15 protein-coding genes are annotated in these 16,566 nt (G+C 56.1%); 13 read left to right on the top strand and 2 right to left on the bottom strand.

The window, feature by feature from the left end; genetic code table 11:
* Positions 1-41: 41 nt before the first annotated feature.
* From JD108_RS14485 to holA, 4 genes are all read left to right on the top strand, one after another.
* Positions 42-2,423, top strand: a complete 2,382-nt coding sequence (locus JD108_RS14485; RefSeq protein WP_198826749.1) for a DNA internalization-related competence protein ComEC/Rec2 — start codon at positions 42-44, stop codon at positions 2,421-2,423.
* A gap of 52 nt (positions 2,424-2,475) precedes the next feature.
* Entirely contained in the window at positions 2,476-3,021 is a 546-nt protein-coding gene (locus tag JD108_RS14480) for an RNA polymerase sigma factor (protein ID WP_198826748.1), read from the top strand.
* Complete coding sequence (locus JD108_RS14475; protein ID WP_198826747.1) at positions 3,022-3,939, top strand: anti-sigma factor family protein; 918 nt, start codon at positions 3,022-3,024, stop codon at positions 3,937-3,939.
* 276 nt (positions 3,940-4,215) lie between these two features.
* Positions 4,216-5,265 carry a DNA polymerase III subunit delta gene (holA, locus tag JD108_RS14470; RefSeq protein ID WP_198826746.1) on the top strand — a complete coding sequence of 350 codons (1,050 nt, stop codon included), beginning with the start codon at positions 4,216-4,218 and terminating at the stop codon, positions 5,263-5,265.
* A gap of 36 nt (positions 5,266-5,301) precedes the next feature.
* On the opposite strand, the gene rpsT is transcribed toward holA, so the two are convergent.
* Positions 5,302-5,577 (bottom strand): 30S ribosomal protein S20, encoded by a 276-nt coding sequence (rpsT, locus tag JD108_RS14465; protein WP_198826745.1) that lies wholly within the window; start codon positions 5,575-5,577, stop codon positions 5,302-5,304.
* 159 nt (positions 5,578-5,736) lie between these two features.
* On the opposite strand from rpsT, the gene gpr reads away from it, so the two are divergent.
* The 8 genes from gpr to JD108_RS14425 all read left to right on the top strand — a co-directional run bounded on the left by gpr (position 5,737) and on the right by JD108_RS14425 (position 14,464).
* The gene (gpr, locus tag JD108_RS14460) at positions 5,737-6,843 is read left to right on the top strand and encodes a GPR endopeptidase (protein ID WP_198830135.1); all 1,107 of its coding nucleotides are present in this window, start codon (positions 5,737-5,739) and stop codon (positions 6,841-6,843) included.
* A 139-nt stretch (positions 6,844-6,982) separates the two neighbouring features.
* Complete coding sequence (gene spoIIP / locus JD108_RS14455) at positions 6,983-8,158, top strand: stage II sporulation protein P (protein ID WP_198826744.1); 1,176 nt, start codon at positions 6,983-6,985, stop codon at positions 8,156-8,158.
* 6 nt (positions 8,159-8,164) lie between these two features.
* Positions 8,165-8,470, top strand: a complete 306-nt coding sequence (locus JD108_RS14450; protein ID WP_198826743.1) for a DUF3679 domain-containing protein — start codon at positions 8,165-8,167, stop codon at positions 8,468-8,470.
* Between the two features lie 225 nt (positions 8,471-8,695).
* The gene (locus JD108_RS14445; protein ID WP_198826742.1) at positions 8,696-9,664 is read left to right on the top strand and encodes an ABC transporter ATP-binding protein; all 969 of its coding nucleotides are present in this window, start codon (positions 8,696-8,698) and stop codon (positions 9,662-9,664) included.
* 20 nt (positions 9,665-9,684) lie between these two features.
* Positions 9,685-10,650 carry an ABC transporter ATP-binding protein gene (locus tag JD108_RS14440; RefSeq protein ID WP_228728153.1) on the top strand — a complete coding sequence of 322 codons (966 nt, stop codon included), beginning with the start codon at positions 9,685-9,687 and terminating at the stop codon, positions 10,648-10,650.
* 106 nt (positions 10,651-10,756) lie between these two features.
* Positions 10,757-12,418, top strand: coding sequence for an ABC transporter substrate-binding protein (locus JD108_RS14435; protein WP_198826740.1), 1,662 nt, complete (start codon positions 10,757-10,759; stop codon positions 12,416-12,418).
* Between the two features lie 129 nt (positions 12,419-12,547).
* Positions 12,548-13,558, top strand: coding sequence for an ABC transporter permease (locus tag JD108_RS14430; RefSeq protein WP_198826739.1), 1,011 nt, complete (start codon positions 12,548-12,550; stop codon positions 13,556-13,558).
* 12 nt (positions 13,559-13,570) lie between these two features.
* A complete protein-coding gene (locus tag JD108_RS14425; RefSeq protein ID WP_198826738.1) occupies positions 13,571-14,464 on the top strand; it encodes an ABC transporter permease in 894 nt (297 codons plus the stop codon).
* 51 nt (positions 14,465-14,515) lie between these two features.
* On the opposite strand, the gene JD108_RS14420 is transcribed toward JD108_RS14425, so the two are convergent.
* Positions 14,516-15,334: an alpha/beta fold hydrolase gene (locus JD108_RS14420; RefSeq protein ID WP_228728152.1), complete on the bottom strand. Its 819-nt coding sequence runs from the start codon at positions 15,332-15,334 to the stop codon at positions 14,516-14,518.
* A gap of 128 nt (positions 15,335-15,462) precedes the next feature.
* Between JD108_RS14420 and JD108_RS14415 the strand changes: the two genes are divergently transcribed.
* Positions 15,463-16,557 carry a M24 family metallopeptidase gene (locus tag JD108_RS14415; protein WP_198826737.1) on the top strand — a complete coding sequence of 365 codons (1,095 nt, stop codon included), beginning with the start codon at positions 15,463-15,465 and terminating at the stop codon, positions 16,555-16,557.
* The last annotated feature ends 9 nt before the right edge of the window (positions 16,558-16,566 follow it).

The following is a 16,566-nucleotide window of genomic DNA, read 5'->3' as shown; positions in this document are numbered from 1 at the left end:
CACTACCACTTTGAAATGCTGGATTGCGGAGGGATTGGAAGATGACCGCTTTTCGAGCCAGTCTGGCTGTACTCGGTGGAGTGCTTGCAGGCGCTTATATGCCGATGGCCGCGCTGTTTCTGGCTGCCGCGCTGCTCGCCGGCATTTGCGCATGGGGTCTGCAGAAAAAAAGGAGACCGCTTTTCCTGCTCGCCGTGGTTTTTCTCTTGGCCGGTTTTTATTTTCACGCCTATGAGGCGATGCATCAATCTTCTCTGCGCCCACCAGCCGAGGGCGGAGCCATCCTGCATCTGAGCGGAGAGATCGAGACACAGGTGAAAAGAGACGGCGATTCGGCGCGGTTCTTTTTCCTCGTTCGGCAAGCCGGTCCAAATCCGCAGCACATGCAGGAATTGCCCCGCACGGAGCGGATTGCCCTGCGGATCAAGCTCGCCCGCGAAGAGGAAGCCGCTCTCATCGGGATGTGGCAGCCGGGAGATCGGCTCCAGGGTCCGATCCGCCTGCAGTTGCCCCAAGGTCCGCGCAATCCGCACGCTTTTGATTATGCCCGCTATTTAAAATGGCAGGGGGTCTCGGTGACTGGCGACGCCGAATATGCCGCCCTTTCGCATACCGGAGGAAAAGGCGGACTCATGCGGTGGTTTCAGCGCAGGCAGAGCGAGGCGGCGGAGAGACTGGAGAGGATCTTTCGGGACCCGGAAGCGGCAGGCTATATGAGCTCTCTTTTGCTGGGCGTGACGGACGGGGTATCGCCCCGCACCCAGGAGATGTACGCAGACCTGGGACTCAGTCACGTACTGGCGATCTCCGGCCTGCATGTGACGCTAGTGTGCGGCATGTTTCTCTGGGGGGTGGAGCGGCTGGGAGTACCGAGAAAAATCGCCCTGATCGCCACAATGGCGTTTCTGGCGGGCTATGTCCTGATCGTCGGGGCGAGTGCTTCCGCGGTACGAGCCGGGATTATGGGGGGCCTCGGCCTGCTCTATCAGACACGGGCTCGCGGAAAGAATGGCACCGAGCTGTGGGGATGGGCCTTGATCGCGATGCTGGCGTCGGGTCCATACCAGCTTTGGCAGATCGGCTTTCAACTCTCGTTTGCCGTCACGCTTGGCCTTTTGCTCTATGTCCCGCTGTTTTTGGAGATGATGCCTTATGGCCCCCTCTGGGTTCGCTCCAGTTTGGCCGTTACATTTGCCGCACAGGCGATCTCCTTTCCTTTTTTGCTCTATCACTTTCATCAGTCTTCCTCTGTTTCCTGGCTGGTCAATTTGCTCGCGGTGCCAATACTCTCGCTCGTCGTGTTGCCGGCTGGCTATCTGGCGCTCTTGCTCAGCTTGCTCCATCCGGCGCTGGCTGCTCTTCCGGCGCTTGCAGCCACGCGAATTCTCGAATGGCTGCACGGCCCGCTGTTTCGACTGCATCAGACACCCCTCCCTTTTTCCCATTGGCCCCATCCCGATACGTGGTGGCTGATTCTCTACGGGGTCTTTTTTGGTCTTTTGCCCGTATTATGGAAGATAGGCTATCATCGCAGGAGGGATTTATGGCGCTATGCCGCGATCCTGTTCCTGCTCCTGGTCCTGGCCCGACAGCCTTTTTCCGGTGCTTCGGAAGTGCGCATCACCTTTCTCGATGTGGGTCAAGGGGATTCTATCGTTGTCGAGATTGGTAAAAAGAAGGTATACTTAATAGATGCGGGTGGGACCCCCGCATATCCCAACCGGGAGTCCTGGAGGGAAAAACGCGATCCGTTTGAGGTCGGGAAAGATGTCGTCGTTCCGTTTTTGCGGGCCCGCGGGATCGAACGGATCGACTATGTGGTGATGACGCACGGGGATCACGACCACATCGGTGGAATGAGTGCCATCCTTTCGCGCTTTTCGATCGGGGCGGTCCTGGTCAATGGCACCCCACCCCGTGAGAAAGAGGAAGAGCTGCTGGCCCAGATACGCGGGCGCGGAATCCCGGTTCTGTCCGGGCGGCCCGGCGGATCGTGGACAGATGCTCCCGGCGTGGAGTGGACCTGGCATCATCCGGAACGGGACGCAGCCTATACCGGCAATGACGCCTCCGTCGTCCTTTTGCTCAAAGCGTACGGCAAGACAGTCCTATTTACCGGCGATTTGGAAGAAAAAGGGGAACAAATGCTGTCTGCCAGACTTCCTACGTCTGTTGATGTATTGAAGGTAGCCCATCACGGCAGCAACACTTCCAGCACTGCTGATTTTTTGGCTGCTGTACAGCCGCATCATGCCGTCATTTCGGTCGGCCAGAACAACCGCTACGGGCATCCCTCGCCGGCGGTACTAACAAGATTACAGGAAGCGGGCGCAAAGCTGTTTCGAACAGATCTGCAGGGAGCGGTTACGCTGGTCCTTCGCAAAGGCTCCATCCATTGGGAAACGCAGATCCCTGATACATAAATCCTTGCAACCTTTTTAAATAGCGCCCCGTCTGTAGGAGGGAGAGGAGAATATGGGAGAAGCAGAGTTGATCAGGAAAGCGCAAGCCGGGGATCACGAAGCGCTTGTGGAATTGCTCCGCACAATTGAGAACTCTGTCTACCGTAGCGCCTTTTACATCCTTGGCAACGAACAGGACGCTCTCGATGCCGCTCAAGAAGCTCTCATCCGTATTTATCGCAAATTGCACACCTATCAGGAAAAAGCAAAATTTTCCACATGGGTCCAGCGGATCGTGAGCAATGTCTGTATGGATAAATTTCGCGCAAAGAAAGAAACGGTCTCGATTGACGAGCACGAGCTGATCATCCCTGATCGGAACAATGTGGAAGACGAAATCCTTCTCAGCAGTTTGTCACAAGATATTAGAGTGGCCATCGAAAAACTGCCCAAGCAATACCGCTTGGTGGTCGTCCTTCGCTATCTGGAGGACTTCTCCTATCAGGAGATTGCCGAGGCATTGGAGTTGCCGCTCAACACGGTCAAATCCTATCTGTTTCGGGCCAGGCAGCAGCTGCAGGAGCTGTTGTACGACTACCAGAAAGGGGGGATAGGGTAAATGTCCGACGAAGAAATTTGGGAATACATGCAGCGAGATCTGGACGGAGATCTTTCACCGGATGAAAAAAGTCAGCTGCACGAACTCCTGTTAAAAGAACCTGGCTTGCAGCTGATGTACAACCGGATGAAACATGTATCCCAGCAGTTGGATCAGCTGCCCCCAGTAACACCGCCGTTCAGCATTGTCGACTCCATCCTTCCGCAGCTGGAAGCGGAGAAGGCAAGGCCGGCCGCTGCGATCAGCGGGAGGCATGAAGAATTGCCAAAGCTGGAACCGAAGCACGCGGCAGCCCAATCAGCACCCGCCGAAGCACGTCCGAAGTGGAAGAAGGTGACACTCTGGACAGCCCGGATCGGAAGCGGAGTCGTCGCCGCCAGCCTGTTGATTGGACTGATGCTCACGGGGGGGCCGTTAAAACCGGAGCCGGCGGAAGACAACTACCAGCACGGTTCGATTATTACACCGCCCGAGCCTGAAGCGCCGCTCATCGTAGGGCCGCCGATTCCACCTGCCAGCAATCATCCATCTCCATCCGAAGAAGCGGTAGAGGAAAAAACAGAGCCCCCGGCCAAACCGCGAAAGCCGGTGGTCAATCAGACGCCCAAGGAAGCGAAGCCGTCAGGTACGGCCGTTCAGACTCCTACGCAGCCTCCGAAGCCGGATCCCAATTTGCCAAAGCCTCCAGTCAAACCGGTTGCGATCGAAGAAGAGCACAAGCCGGCTTTCCCCATCGGCATAGAGGTCCCTGACAAGGAAGAGAAGCAGAAGCAAAAGGAAAAGGAAAAAGAGGAAAAGGAAAAGGAAAAAGAAGAGAAGGATAAAAAGAAAGAAGACGATGATGATGACGCTGACGATCATCGTCAGAACAACGGCAATGGCAAGGAAAAACAGAAGGATGATAACGACGATAACTGATCGTCATCCCGACAGCCAAAAGCCGATGATCACAGATGTACTGGCACCGATCAGGGATGGGAAGCGTATAGTAAAGTATCAAGCACCCCCTGCTTACCGTTTTGGGAAGAAGTTACCCGGGGTTTCTTCCCTAACGTTTACATAGAGGTGCCAACGGACGTGAAACCGCAGCCGCACAGGTTGCGGTTTTTTCGTATATATCCGCCGCAGAGCGTACACCCTGCGGGCAAAGGCTGTGCTATAATGACACAGGAACAGGATGGAGGAGGGGAGAAGATGCCGCTTCATACGGCTATTCGGGAGATCAGACAAAAGCAGTTTGCGCCGATCTATGTCTTGTATGGACCCGAGTCCTTTCTCGCCGAGGAGTTCATGACGCTGGCGAAGAGAGAGATGATCGATCCGGCCTATGCGGATTTGAATCTGAGCGTATACGACTGCATGGAAACCCCGCTGGCGGAGATCCTGCAGGATGCGGAAACCCTGCCCTTTTTGGGCGAGCATCGCCTCGTCATCGCGAGACAAGCGTACTTTCTGACTGGCAGCAAGCCGCCGACAAAACTGGAGAACAGCGATACAAGCGGACTCCTTCCTTATCTGGAGGAGCCGCCGTCGTATACGACGCTGATCCTGTGCACGGAGGCCGACAAGCTGGACGAGCGCAAGAAGCTGGTAAAAAGTCTGCAGCAAAAAGCGAGAATGCTCGCGTTTCAGCCGCTGCGGGATGCCGAGCTGTACGCGTGGGTGGAGCGGCAGGCCGAAAAGTACCAGGCGAGCATACAGCGGCCGCAGGCGGCCAGACTGGTGGAGCGCGTCGGCGGGGAGCTTCGGCTATTGGACAAGGAGCTGGAAAAGCTGGCTTTGTACGCAGGGAGAGAAGGCGGCGTCATAACGGATGAAGTGATTGATAAGCTGGCCTCGCGCACACTGGAGCAGGACGTCTTTGCGCTGATCGAGTCAATCGCTGCCGGAAGGCTGGACAAGGCGCTTCGGATGCTGTACGACTGCCTGCAGACGGGAGAGGAGCCGATCCGCCTGCTGGCGCTGATGGCCCGTCAGTTCCGCCTGCTGCTGCACATCAGGCAGTGGGGGCCGCGAGGGTATTCCCAGCAGCAGTTGGCCGGTATGCTGAAGGTCCATCCGTATGCCGTGAAAAAAGCCGGAGAACAGGCTCGTCATTTCTCTGAGGCTTCGCTGCGCCGCCTTTTGGCCATCTTGGCCGAAGAGGACTTCCGGATGAAGTCGGGCCAGGTGGACAAGCGCCTGGCGCTGGAGCTCTTTATGACCCGTGTGTTTGAAGAGAGAGCCAAAACAAAAAACCCGTGAACGGGATGTTCGCGGGTTTTTCTGTGTCAACGTCACTTACGCTACAGGTGCAGCGAGTACATTGAGCTTTTTCATCAAGCGAGACTTTTGACGGTTTGCTGCGTTTTTATGAATGAGACCTTTCGTAGCGGCCTTGTCCAGCTTTTTCACAGCCACCAGAAGAGTGGATTTCGCCAAATCTACATCTTGAGCAGCGACCGCTTTCTCAAAGTTTTTCACTGCGGTACGCAGATCGGACTTTTGGGATGCACGTTGTGCGCGGCGCTTTTCGATTTGCTTGGTGCGTTTGATCGCGGATTTAATGTTTGGCATGTGTGTCACCTCCTTAGACGACCATGGGCGTGCAATACATACAACAAAACATATTCTAGCATGCGATCAGCCCATTTGCAAGAAAGGATTAAGAATAAAAAATGCGGTTTCAAGCAACCTAGTAGCAGGAACAAAATGGCGAAAGGGGCAGTGGCGGAGATGGTACACAATCTCGATTTATCCGGATATTCCATACGGACAGATTTGGCTCTGGAGGCGCATGAGCTGGTAACGGAGCAGGGAGCCGCTCCCGATTTGCTGTCGGGCGTAGAGCTGGTGACAGATGATGCGGAGCCGGGGATCAAAGTGACGCGGCTTCACGTGAAAAACGAAGAGGCAGGGCGAGCGATCGGAAAGCTGCCAGGCCGCTATTTGACCATCGAGGTGCCCAAGCTGAGGGACAACGACACCGCGATCGAGGAGCAGGTAGCCCGCAGGTTCACCAAGGAGTTTGCCGCGTTTCTCCAGGAGCTGGGGATTACGGAGGACAAAAAAGCGCTGGTCGTCGGGCTGGGCAACTGGAATGTGACGCCGGATGCGCTGGGGCCGATGGTCGTGGAAAATCTGCTGGTCACGCGCCATCTGTTCACGCTTGCTCCGGAGTCGGTAGAAGAGGGGTATCGCGAGGTAAGTGCCTTGTCGCCGGGCGTTCTCGGCATTACCGGGATTGAGACGAGTGAAATCGTGTTCGGCGTCGTGGAAAAGAGCAAACCGGACTTCGTGATCTGCATCGATGCCTTGGCATCCAGAGCGCTTCACCGCGTCAATACGACGATCCAGATCTCGGACACGGGGATCCATCCCGGCTCCGGCGTCGGCAACAAACGAAAAGCGATTGACCAGGAAACGATGGGGGTGCCGGTGATCGCCATCGGCGTGCCGACCGTCGTTTTCGCCTCCACGATCGTGAATGATGCGATTACCTATCTGCTCGGCCACTTTGGCCAATCGTTGAAAGAAAAGGACCGGGCCTTCAACAAGCTGGCGATGAGCGCCCTGCCGGAGAGAAAGGAGCCGTATACCGAGGAAGATCTGCCAGATCCCGAAGCGCGCAAAACTTTCATGGGGCTGGTCGGCTCTCTGCCCGAGCAGGAAAAGCTCCAGCTCATTCACGAGGTGCTGCGTCCGCTGGGGCAGGATCTGGTCGTCACGCCCAAAGAGGTCGATGATTTTATCGAGGGCGTGGCCAATGTTCTCGCCACGGGGCTGAATCGTGCGCTCCACAGGGCGGTCGACGGGAAAAACAGCGCAGCTTACACGCATTAGACCGGAAAACAGAATTTGAGAGAAAAGCTAGGAAGGGGTTCTATCGTCTCTAGCACGCTCATAAGCTAAAGCATAGACAAGCGGTTGACAACCACGTCAATCAGCCGTAGATCGAAGCCGCAGCATGAGGAGGAGACAGATGGCACCCCTGATTCAACGTCAATTTATCGTACTGTCAATCATAACCGCCATTCTCTTTGTAATGACCGGACTGATGGCCATGGGCGGAAACCGGATGATGATCGCGTCTTCTGCCGTTCAACGGGCAGCTTCTCATGTGTCAAGTCTGGCGATGCTAAAATGGATGGGACAGGAAATTCCCGCTTTGACCGATACGGTGCAGACCTCCACAGACAAGGGAACCAACAGCGTGACCGGCTTTGTTTTTCGGCTGGCGACCAGCATTCACCCCGGTGATCTGCGCAGTCTCTTGGGAAGGGAACTGCCCGGACTTTTGACCGAAGAGGACGCTCGGTTTGTCGTCGCCGGCCAAGGCTCGTCCCTTGCTGATCTGTACGTGGAGTATCCCGCTCTGCCGGGACAGGCGGATGACGTAGCCGCGCCTCAGGTGCCGGAGGAGGCGGCAGGCGAACAGACGGCACCGGAGGCGCGGGATGCCACAGAGGAGCCGAAGGCCAAGCCGACCACAGGCAACAAGAAAGTGGTCTACGTCTACCACAGTCACAACCGGGAGTCCTGGCTCAGCGAGACGAAGACGCGCGATGTAGACCACCCGGTGCGAAACATCTCGATGGTCGGGAAGCATCTCGCTGACAAATTGAATGAACTGGGAGTCGGATCGGAAGTCAATCAGGAAGACATCTACCAAAAGCTGCTGGATAAAGGCAGTTCCTATGCCTTCTCGTATGCGGAGTCATTGAAGGCCGTGCAGGCGGCTGTGGATCAGAACAGAGAGCTGCATTACTTCTTCGATCTGCACCGCGACACCGCTCCGCGCAGCAAAACGACGGTGACGATCAACGGGGAGAGCTACGCCCGCATCCTGTTCGTCATCGGGAAGCGGAACAAAAACTATCAGAAAAACGAGGCTTTCGCCAACGAGCTGCATCATCTCATGGAGAAAAAGTACCCGGGACTGTCGCGAGGCGTGATGGAAAAAGGGGATAAAACGGATCATGGCGAGTATAATCAGTCCATCTCACCGGGCAGTCTGTTAATAGAAGTAGGTTCCATCCACAATACGCTGCAGGAGTCGCTGCGGACGGCAGAGGCGATTGCGGAGGTTTTCGCGGAGTATTACTGGCAGGCGGAAAAGGTGACAAAGCCTGCTGCGGATGAGCCGGCGAAGAGGTGAGAGGATATGAATGTAACGGTGCGGCTGACAGGACTATTGGTTGTGCTGCTGATCGGAGTCGTGCTGGGACTGCAGACAGCGGAGCGAGGGATTCACAAGGTAAGCGGATTGCCGGAGCAGGAGACGCAGACCTTCTCGATTAAAAAAATAGATAACGGACAAATGGAAATTGCCGTGATGGGCAAAGAGGTGCAGGCGGCGCCGGGACAGATTGTCAACTATGTCAGCACGGCAGGGCAAACGATGGGGCAGGCAGTAAAAGAAGGCGCCAGAGCGGCCATTGACTGGATCGCTCGTCTGTTTGAGCCATAGAGTAGTTTATTGACAAACAGAATACACGAAAAGCCGGAAAAGCGGCAAAGGCCCGTCAATCGGGCTTTTTTTGTGCCGCTTCAAGAGTAAAAAATATTTTTGGTGTGAAACTCAGTTGGAATTTTCTAAATTTAATACGTTGCCAAAAAATTGGATCAATGTCATAATGTTGACAACTAATCATCTTATCCCAAGGAATATATCGGTAAGAGAGGGTGCACCTTCGTGACTCAACCTGTACTGGAAATCGAAAACCTGCAAACGCACTTTTTTACTGACCGCGGCCAGATACCTGCTGTAGATGGGGTCACGATCCGTGTAAACAAAGGGGAAGTGCTGGGCATCGTCGGTGAATCCGGATGTGGAAAAAGTGTCACCTCGCTTTCCGTGATGAGATTGGTTCCTCAGCCCCCCGGCAGGATCGTCGGCGGTTCGATCCGGTTTAAAGGAGAAGATCTGGTGGCAGCGAGCGAAAAGAGGATGAGGGAGATTCGCGGAAACGAGATCGCGATGATCTTTCAAGAGCCGATGACCTCGCTCAATCCCGTATACACGATTGGCGACCAGATCGGAGAAGCCATCCGCTTACATACCAAAACGAGCAAAAAGGAAGCGCTTCAGCGTTCCATAGACATGTTGAAAAAAGTAGGGATCCCGCGGGCAGAAGGGATCGTTCACGAATATCCCCATCAGCTCTCCGGCGGGATGCGCCAGCGCGTGATGATCGCCATGGCGATGGCCTGCAACCCCGAGCTGCTGATTGCCGACGAGCCGACGACAGCGCTGGACGTGACGATTCAGGCGCAGATTCTGGATCTGATGCGGCAGCTGAACCGCGAGTCCGGGACCGCTATCCTGCTGATCACGCATGATCTGGGCGTGGTGGCGGAAATGTGCCATCGCGTCGTGGTGATGTATGCGGGCAATGTGGTGGAGGAAGGAGATGTCCGGACCATCCTGAAAACGCCCAAGCACCCCTACACCATCGGTTTGCTCAACTCCCTGCCCAAGCTGGAGACAGAGCAGGAGAGACTCTACTCCATCCCGGGCAACGTGCCGCTTCCCGGTACGCTGACCGTCGGTTGCCGGTTTGCGCCGCGCTGTGAGCAGGCGACAGACCGCTGCCGGGCAGAGATGCCGGAGCTCAAGGCAGTGGGAGACAATCACCGCAGCCGTTGCTGGCTGACAGAATAACCCCCGAAAGGAGCATGCAGGTGGCTGAAGATCTGCTCATCGTCAAGAACCTAAAGAAATACTACCCGATCACAGGCGGCGTTTTCGGGAAAGAAATCGGAGTCGTCAAAGCGGTGGACGACGTCTCGTTTACGGTCAAGAGAGGAGAGACGTTCGGCTTGGTCGGGGAGAGCGGGTGCGGCAAGTCGACGACGGGCCGCTCGCTGCTTCGGCTGATCGAGCCCACCGAGGGCGAAGTGATCTTTGACGGCGTCGCGATCACCGCATTAAAAGCCGAAGAGATGCGCAGGATGCGCAGAGACATGCAGATTGTGTTCCAGGATCCGTTTGCTTCTCTCAATCCGCGCCACACGGTCGAAAAGATCCTGGAGGAGCCGCTGATCGTTCACGGCCTGGGGAACGAGGCGCAGCGAAAGCAAAAAGTGCGGGAGATGCTCGAGGTCGTAGGCCTCAGCAGCTACCACGCGACCCGCTATCCGCACCAGTTCAGCGGCGGACAGCGGCAGCGGATTGGCATCGCCAGAGCGCTGATGCTCCATCCCAAGCTGATCGTGGCCGATGAACCGGTATCCGCCCTGGATGTGTCGATCCAGTCCCAGGTCCTCAATCTGATGCAGGACTTGCAAAAAAGCCTCGGCTTGACGTATTTGTTCATCGCCCATGATTTGAGCGTGGTGCGCCATATCAGCGATCGCATCGGCGTGATGTATCTCGGCAGGCTGGTAGAGTTGACGGACAGCCGGACGCTGTATGAGAATCCGCTTCATCCGTACACGCGGGCGCTCCTGTCCGCGGTGCCTTCCCCTGATCCGGATGCGGCGCGGGAGCGGATTATTCTGCAGGGGGACGTACCAAGCCCCGCCAATCCGCCGAGCGGCTGCACGTTTCACACCCGCTGTCCGCACGTGACAGAGGAATGCCGGACGGCGCGCCCTCCCTTCAAGGAGGCCCGGCCCGGCCAGTTTGTGGCGTGCCATCTGTACTAGCAGGAAGCAGGGAGGATCGGATGAAAAAGGGGGGATGTGGAGCAGCGATTGTCAGAAGATTGCGCAAGTGGAACAAGGAAAACGGGAAAGCTAAGGGGGATCATGCATGAAGAAAAAAGTAATGTCTACCATCATGACCAGCTTGCTAGCGCTCTCTATGGTGCTCGCCGGCTGCAGCAGCAGCCAGACGACACAACAGCCTACAGATCAGGGAACACAAAACCAACCGGCTCCGCCGGCAGCCGAACCGGCGAAGAGCGGTCCGAAGCAGTTGATCTACGGACGCGGCGGAGACTCAGTCGGTCTCGATCCAATCGCGCAAACAGACGGGGAATCCTTCAAGGTCACCGAAAATATCATGGAAACACTGGTGAAGTACAAGGATGACAATACCGAGGTGGTTCCGGCTCTGGCGGAGAGCTGGGAAGTGTCCGACGACGGTCTTACCTACACCTTCAAGCTGAGGCAGGGGATCAAGTTCCACGACGGGACGGATTTCAATGCCGAAGCAGTCAAATACAATTTCGACCGCTGGATGGATAAAAACCATCCCGAGCACAACAAAGAGGGCTTTGAATACTACAATGACATGTTCGGCGGATATCTGGGCGACGAGAATCACGTGATCAAGTCCGTCGAGGCCGTCGATGCCAGCACGGTGAAGTTTACCCTGAATCGCCCGCTGGCTCCGTTCATTCAAAACATCGGCATGTCCTGCTTCGCCATCGCTTCTCCCACCGCTTTGAAGGAAAAAGGGCCGGAGAAGTTCAATGAAGAGCCGGTCGGCACCGGGCCATACATTTTCAAAGAGTGGAAGCGGAACGACACAATCACGCTGGAGAAAAACCCCAATTACTGGGTAAGCGGTCTGCCGAAAATTGACAAACTGGTATTCAAGGTGATCCCGGAAAATTCCGCGCGTCTGACTGCGCTCATTTCCGGGGAGATCGATGTCATGGACGGTCTCAATCCGGATGACGTGAACACCGTCGAGAGCAATGCGGATTTGCAACTGATCCTGCGTCCGTCCATGAACCTCGGCTATGTCGGCTTTAACGTGGAGAAAAAGCCGCTGGACAATCCAAAGGTTCGTGAGGCTTTGGCACACGCAATCAACAAGCCGGCGATCATCGAGGCTTTCTTCGCCGGACTGGGACAACCGGCGGTCAACCCGATGCCGCCGTCCATCTGGGGCCACAACAACGACATCAAGGACCGCGAGTTCAATCTGGACAAAGCCAAGCAGCTCTTGACCGAAGCCGGTTATCCAAACGGGTTCAAAATCCAGTTCTGGGCGATGCCTGTACCTCGCCCTTACATGCCGGATGGTGTAAAGATTGCCGAAGCGATCCAGCAGGATTTGAAAAAGATCGGTGTTGAGGCTGAGATTGTCACGATGGAATGGGCGACCTACCTGGAGAAAACCAAAAACGGGGAGCAGGAAATGTTCATGCTGGGTTGGACCGGCGACAATGGCGACCCTGACAACTTCCTGGCCACTCTCTTGGACAAAAACAACATCGGCGGGAACAACCGTCCGCGCTGGGCTAACGAAGAAGCGCACCAGCTGCTGATGAAAGCCCAGTCCGCGACCACCAAAGAAGAGCGCGAGAAGCTCTATCTGCAGGTGCAGGAAATTATCTTCAAAGAGGTGCCGATGGTGCCGCTCGCTCACTCGACACCGGCTCTCGCCGCGAAAAAGGGTGTGCTGAATTACAAGCCGCATCCGACTGGATCGGAAAGTCTGGAGAACGTCGATATCGAATAGAGGGCCGTTGCGCGTTCCGGCGAAAAGCAGGGAGCGCCCCGGCTAAAAAGGTAAGCAAAACCAGGCAAGGGCAAGAGGGGCGTACACCTCTTCTTGCCCTTGCTTCTTGTATTTTAGGAAAGCGAGGAGATGGCATTGCTAGCCTACAGCATTCGAAGATTCCTGATGCTCATCCCCGTTCTACTGGGCATGTCCATCGTTGTATTTTCCATTATTCGAGCCATCCCGGGCGATCCGGCCCTCACCATACTGGGGGAAAAAGCAAGTCCCAAAGCTGTGGAAGAACTGCGAGAAGTCCTGGGTCTGAACAACCCGTGGTATATGCAATACTTCGATTATTTGAAACAGATTTTATCTGGCGATCTGGGGAAATCGCTTCTCACCGGAGCGGATATTACCAAGGAAATGATGCCCTATCTGGCCGCTACGGCGGAATTGACCTTGGTGAGCATGCTGTTTGCTGTAATCATCGGGGTAAATGCGGGAATTTTATCCGCCTGGAAACAAAACTCCTGGTTTGATTACATGGCGATGCTGATCGCCTTGATCGGTGTGTCCATGCCGGTCTTTTGGCTGGGGCTGATGGAGCAATGGGTGTTTGCCCAGGAGCTCAAATGGCTGCCATCTGTTGGGCGAGACAATTCGCGTGATCCCGTGACGGCGATTACGCACTTCTATATATTGGATACGATATTGGCAGGACGCTGGGATCAGTGCTGGGACGTAATCAGGCATTTGATCTTGCCGGGTGTCGCGCTGGGGACGATCCCGATGGCGATTATCGCGCGGATCACCCGCTCCAGCATGCTTGAGGTGATGCGCTCTGACTACATCCGCACAGCGCGGGCAAAGGGCCTGGGTCAATTTTGGGTCGTGTACAAGCATGCCCTGAAAAATGCGCTGATCCCGGTACTGACCGTCATTGGCTTGCAGATCGGCCTTTTGCTCGGAGGTGCCGTACTGACAGAGACCATTTTCGGCTGGCCGGGCGTGGGCCGCTATATCTATACCGCGATCGGCAACCGCGATTACCCGGTCATTCAATCGGGTATTCTGGTGATCGCTACGATTTTTGTCCTGATTAATCTGCTGGTCGATCTCTTGTACGCAGCCATCGACCCGCGCATCAAGTACCGCTAGGAGGGCGAGAGTATGGCAGAAACACATGTGCAGACCGCACCGATCGAACAAGTGGACATGGCCGCCTCCTCTCCTTGGCGGGATGCATGGAAGATCTTGAGGAAGAACAAGCTGGCCATGGCCGGCCTCGCGATTATCACGTTTTTCGTCGCGGTGGCCTTATTTGCCCCGCTGATCGCACCGTATCCCTACGATCAGGGGGATCTGGTCATGAAGAACAAGCCGCCTTCAAAGGAGCATCTGTTTGGGACCGACTACAATGGGCGCGACATCTTGAGCCGCGTGGTGTACGGAGCGCGCATCTCCCTCTGGGTAGGGACGTTTGCAGTGATGGGGTCGATCATCGCCGGAACCATCCTCGGCTTGCTGGCGGGCTACTACGGACGCTGGATCGATATGCTGATCTCCCGCATTTTCGATGTGATGCTGGCGTTTCCCAGCATTTTGCTCGCCATCGCGATCGTGGCGATCCTGGGGCCATCGCTGCAAAACGCCTTATTGGCCATCGCCATAATCAATATTCCCACCTTTGGCCGCCTGGTACGCTCGCGGGTGCTCAGCCTGAAGGAAGAAGAGTTTGTCATGGCTGCCAGGGCGATCGGCATGAAGGACGCGCGGATCTTGTTTCACCACATCCTGCCCAACAGCTTGGCGCCCATTATCGTCACGGGCACGCTGGGCATTGCCACGGCGATTATTGAAGCGGCCGCGCTCGGCTTTTTGGGGTTGGGTGCACAAGCGCCGGAGCCGGAATGGGGGAAAATGCTCTCCGATTCCCGGCAATACATCCAAAAAGCGCCGTGGACCGTCATTTTTCCGGGTCTCTCCATCATGCTCACGGTTCTCGGTTTCAATCTGATCGGAGATGGACTGCGAGACGCACTCGACCCGCGCATGAAAAACTAGGAGCGCAAAGAAGGATGAAAAAGGCTGCCGAACCTTGGCAGCCTTCTTTGCTTACTTCTGTTCAGGCGGACGCGTCGACTCCGTTTGCCCGACGGCCGTTTCGGAAAAGAATTCGCGGCAGTATCGATCCACGGCTTCGGGGGTACGGGTGACGATTTGGTGTTTGACGCGGGGGACCAAAATCAGGCGGGAGTTGGGCAGCCGCTCTTTCATCAGCTTGGCGTAATCATGCATCTGCCTGTCCTTTTCGCCGAACAAGAGGAGTGTGGGCTGGTGGATGGAAGCCAGTTTGTCGGTGCAAGCGTAACGGTGCCCGGCATCAAACATACAGCGCAGGGTAGCGGGATCTGTCTTCCGTGCGTAAGCGATCCAGCGCTTCTGTTCCGCCGGATCATCCAGGTGGGAAGCGGCGGTAGAGCGGGCCAGCAGGGCACCCGCCCGAAGCGATACGGCCGCCTTCGCCATCAGAAAACGGGTGTGCATGTACAGGTCCCTGACCTCGGAGAAGCCGCTGACGAGAACCAGACCGGCGATGGTTTCCGGATGCCGCAGACACCATTCCATCGCGATCGACGCACCGAGGGAGTACCCGAGGACGATCGCCTTTTGATGCCCCAGCGTGCGTACGAACTCGTCCAGAACATCTGCCAGATCGGAAAATGTATAGGGCAGAGGGAGCGGCGTGCTCTCTCCATGGCCGGGCAAATCGGGGAGGATGAGGCGAAAAGTGTCGGCCAGCGCTCCCAGGTGGAGAAAATTCATCAGGCCGATGCCGGGGGCATGGATGCAGACAAGCGGCATGCCGGAGCCAAAAGCCTGGTATGACAGCGTGACGTTGGAGCGGGGCAGCGCAAGCAATTGAATGTCCAAGTTTGATCACCTCTTTTCCTTAGTAGGCTTCCCTCTTTACTGGAAAGCTTTTTCAACCTTCCCTTCTTTTTTGGCCGGGGACATGGTATTCTCGCAATAGGAATCCAGAGAAAGCAAGGTGATACACTTTGTATCAGGAACGTATCCAGCGCATTCTTTCGTACATGAAAAAAACAGGTATCGACGCGGCTTTGATCACACAGCCCAAGCATGTGTATTATTTGACAGGGTTTCTGACGAATCCGCATGAGCGATTTCTCGGACTGGTCATCCCGGCGGCGGGTGAGGCGGCACTGATCGTGCCGGCGCTTGACCGTGAAGCCGCGATGGAAGCGTCTTCTATCAAAAATATATGGACTCATTCGGACACGGATAATCCTTATGACGTCTTGAAACAAGCCCTGCCTGCCGGGCTGAAAACGCTCGGACTGGAAAAGGGGCACATGACCGTCGAACGCTTTGAAGCGATGGGAGCCGTCGTCGCGGCTGACAGCTACGTCGATGTGGAGGAGCCGCTCAGAGAAATGCGGCTGATCAAATCGGCAGATGAGGTGGCGCGGCTGAAGCGGGCCGTCAAGCTGGTGGAGGAAGCGCTGGAGGCCGTCGTCGGGGGAATTGTGCCCGGCGTTACCGAAGCGGAAGTGGTAGCCGAGATGGAATACCAGATGAAGCGGCTCGGGGCAGAAGGCCCTGCTTTCAGCACGATGGTGCTGGCGGGAGAAAAGTCTGCGCTGCCCCACGGCACTCCGGGCAGCCGTCAGGTTCGTCCGGGCGACCTTTTGCTGTTTGACATCGGCGTGCAAAATGACGGTTATGTCTCCGATATTACGCGGACATTTGCCGTCGGGGACATCAGCGAGCAGCTGAAAGAGATCTACGAAACAGTTCTGGCTGCCAATGAAGCGGCGATTGCCCAGGTGCGGCCGGGCGTTACCTTTGCCCATCTCGACCAGACAGCCCGCCGCGTCATCGCGGACAAAGGGTACGGCGAATACTTCATTCACCGCCTGGGACACGGTCTGGGCATGGACGTCCACGAATACCCTTCCATACACGGGCAAAACCAGGAAGTGCTGCGGCCGGGGATGGTCTTCACCATCGAGCCGGGCATCTACCTGCCGGGAGTAGGCGGGGTGCGGATCGAGGATGATGTGCTCGTCACCGAGGACGGCTGCGAAGTGCTGTCCCAATACCCCAAAGCATTGAGAGTCATCGGCCAGTAAGATTTCCCA

Source organism: Brevibacillus composti (genome assembly GCF_016406105.1).
Lineage (GTDB): Bacteria > Bacillota > Bacilli > Brevibacillales > Brevibacillaceae > Brevibacillus > Brevibacillus composti.
The sequence above is the reverse complement of the archived record's forward strand: the minus strand, read 5'-3'. Positions and strand labels throughout refer to the sequence as shown.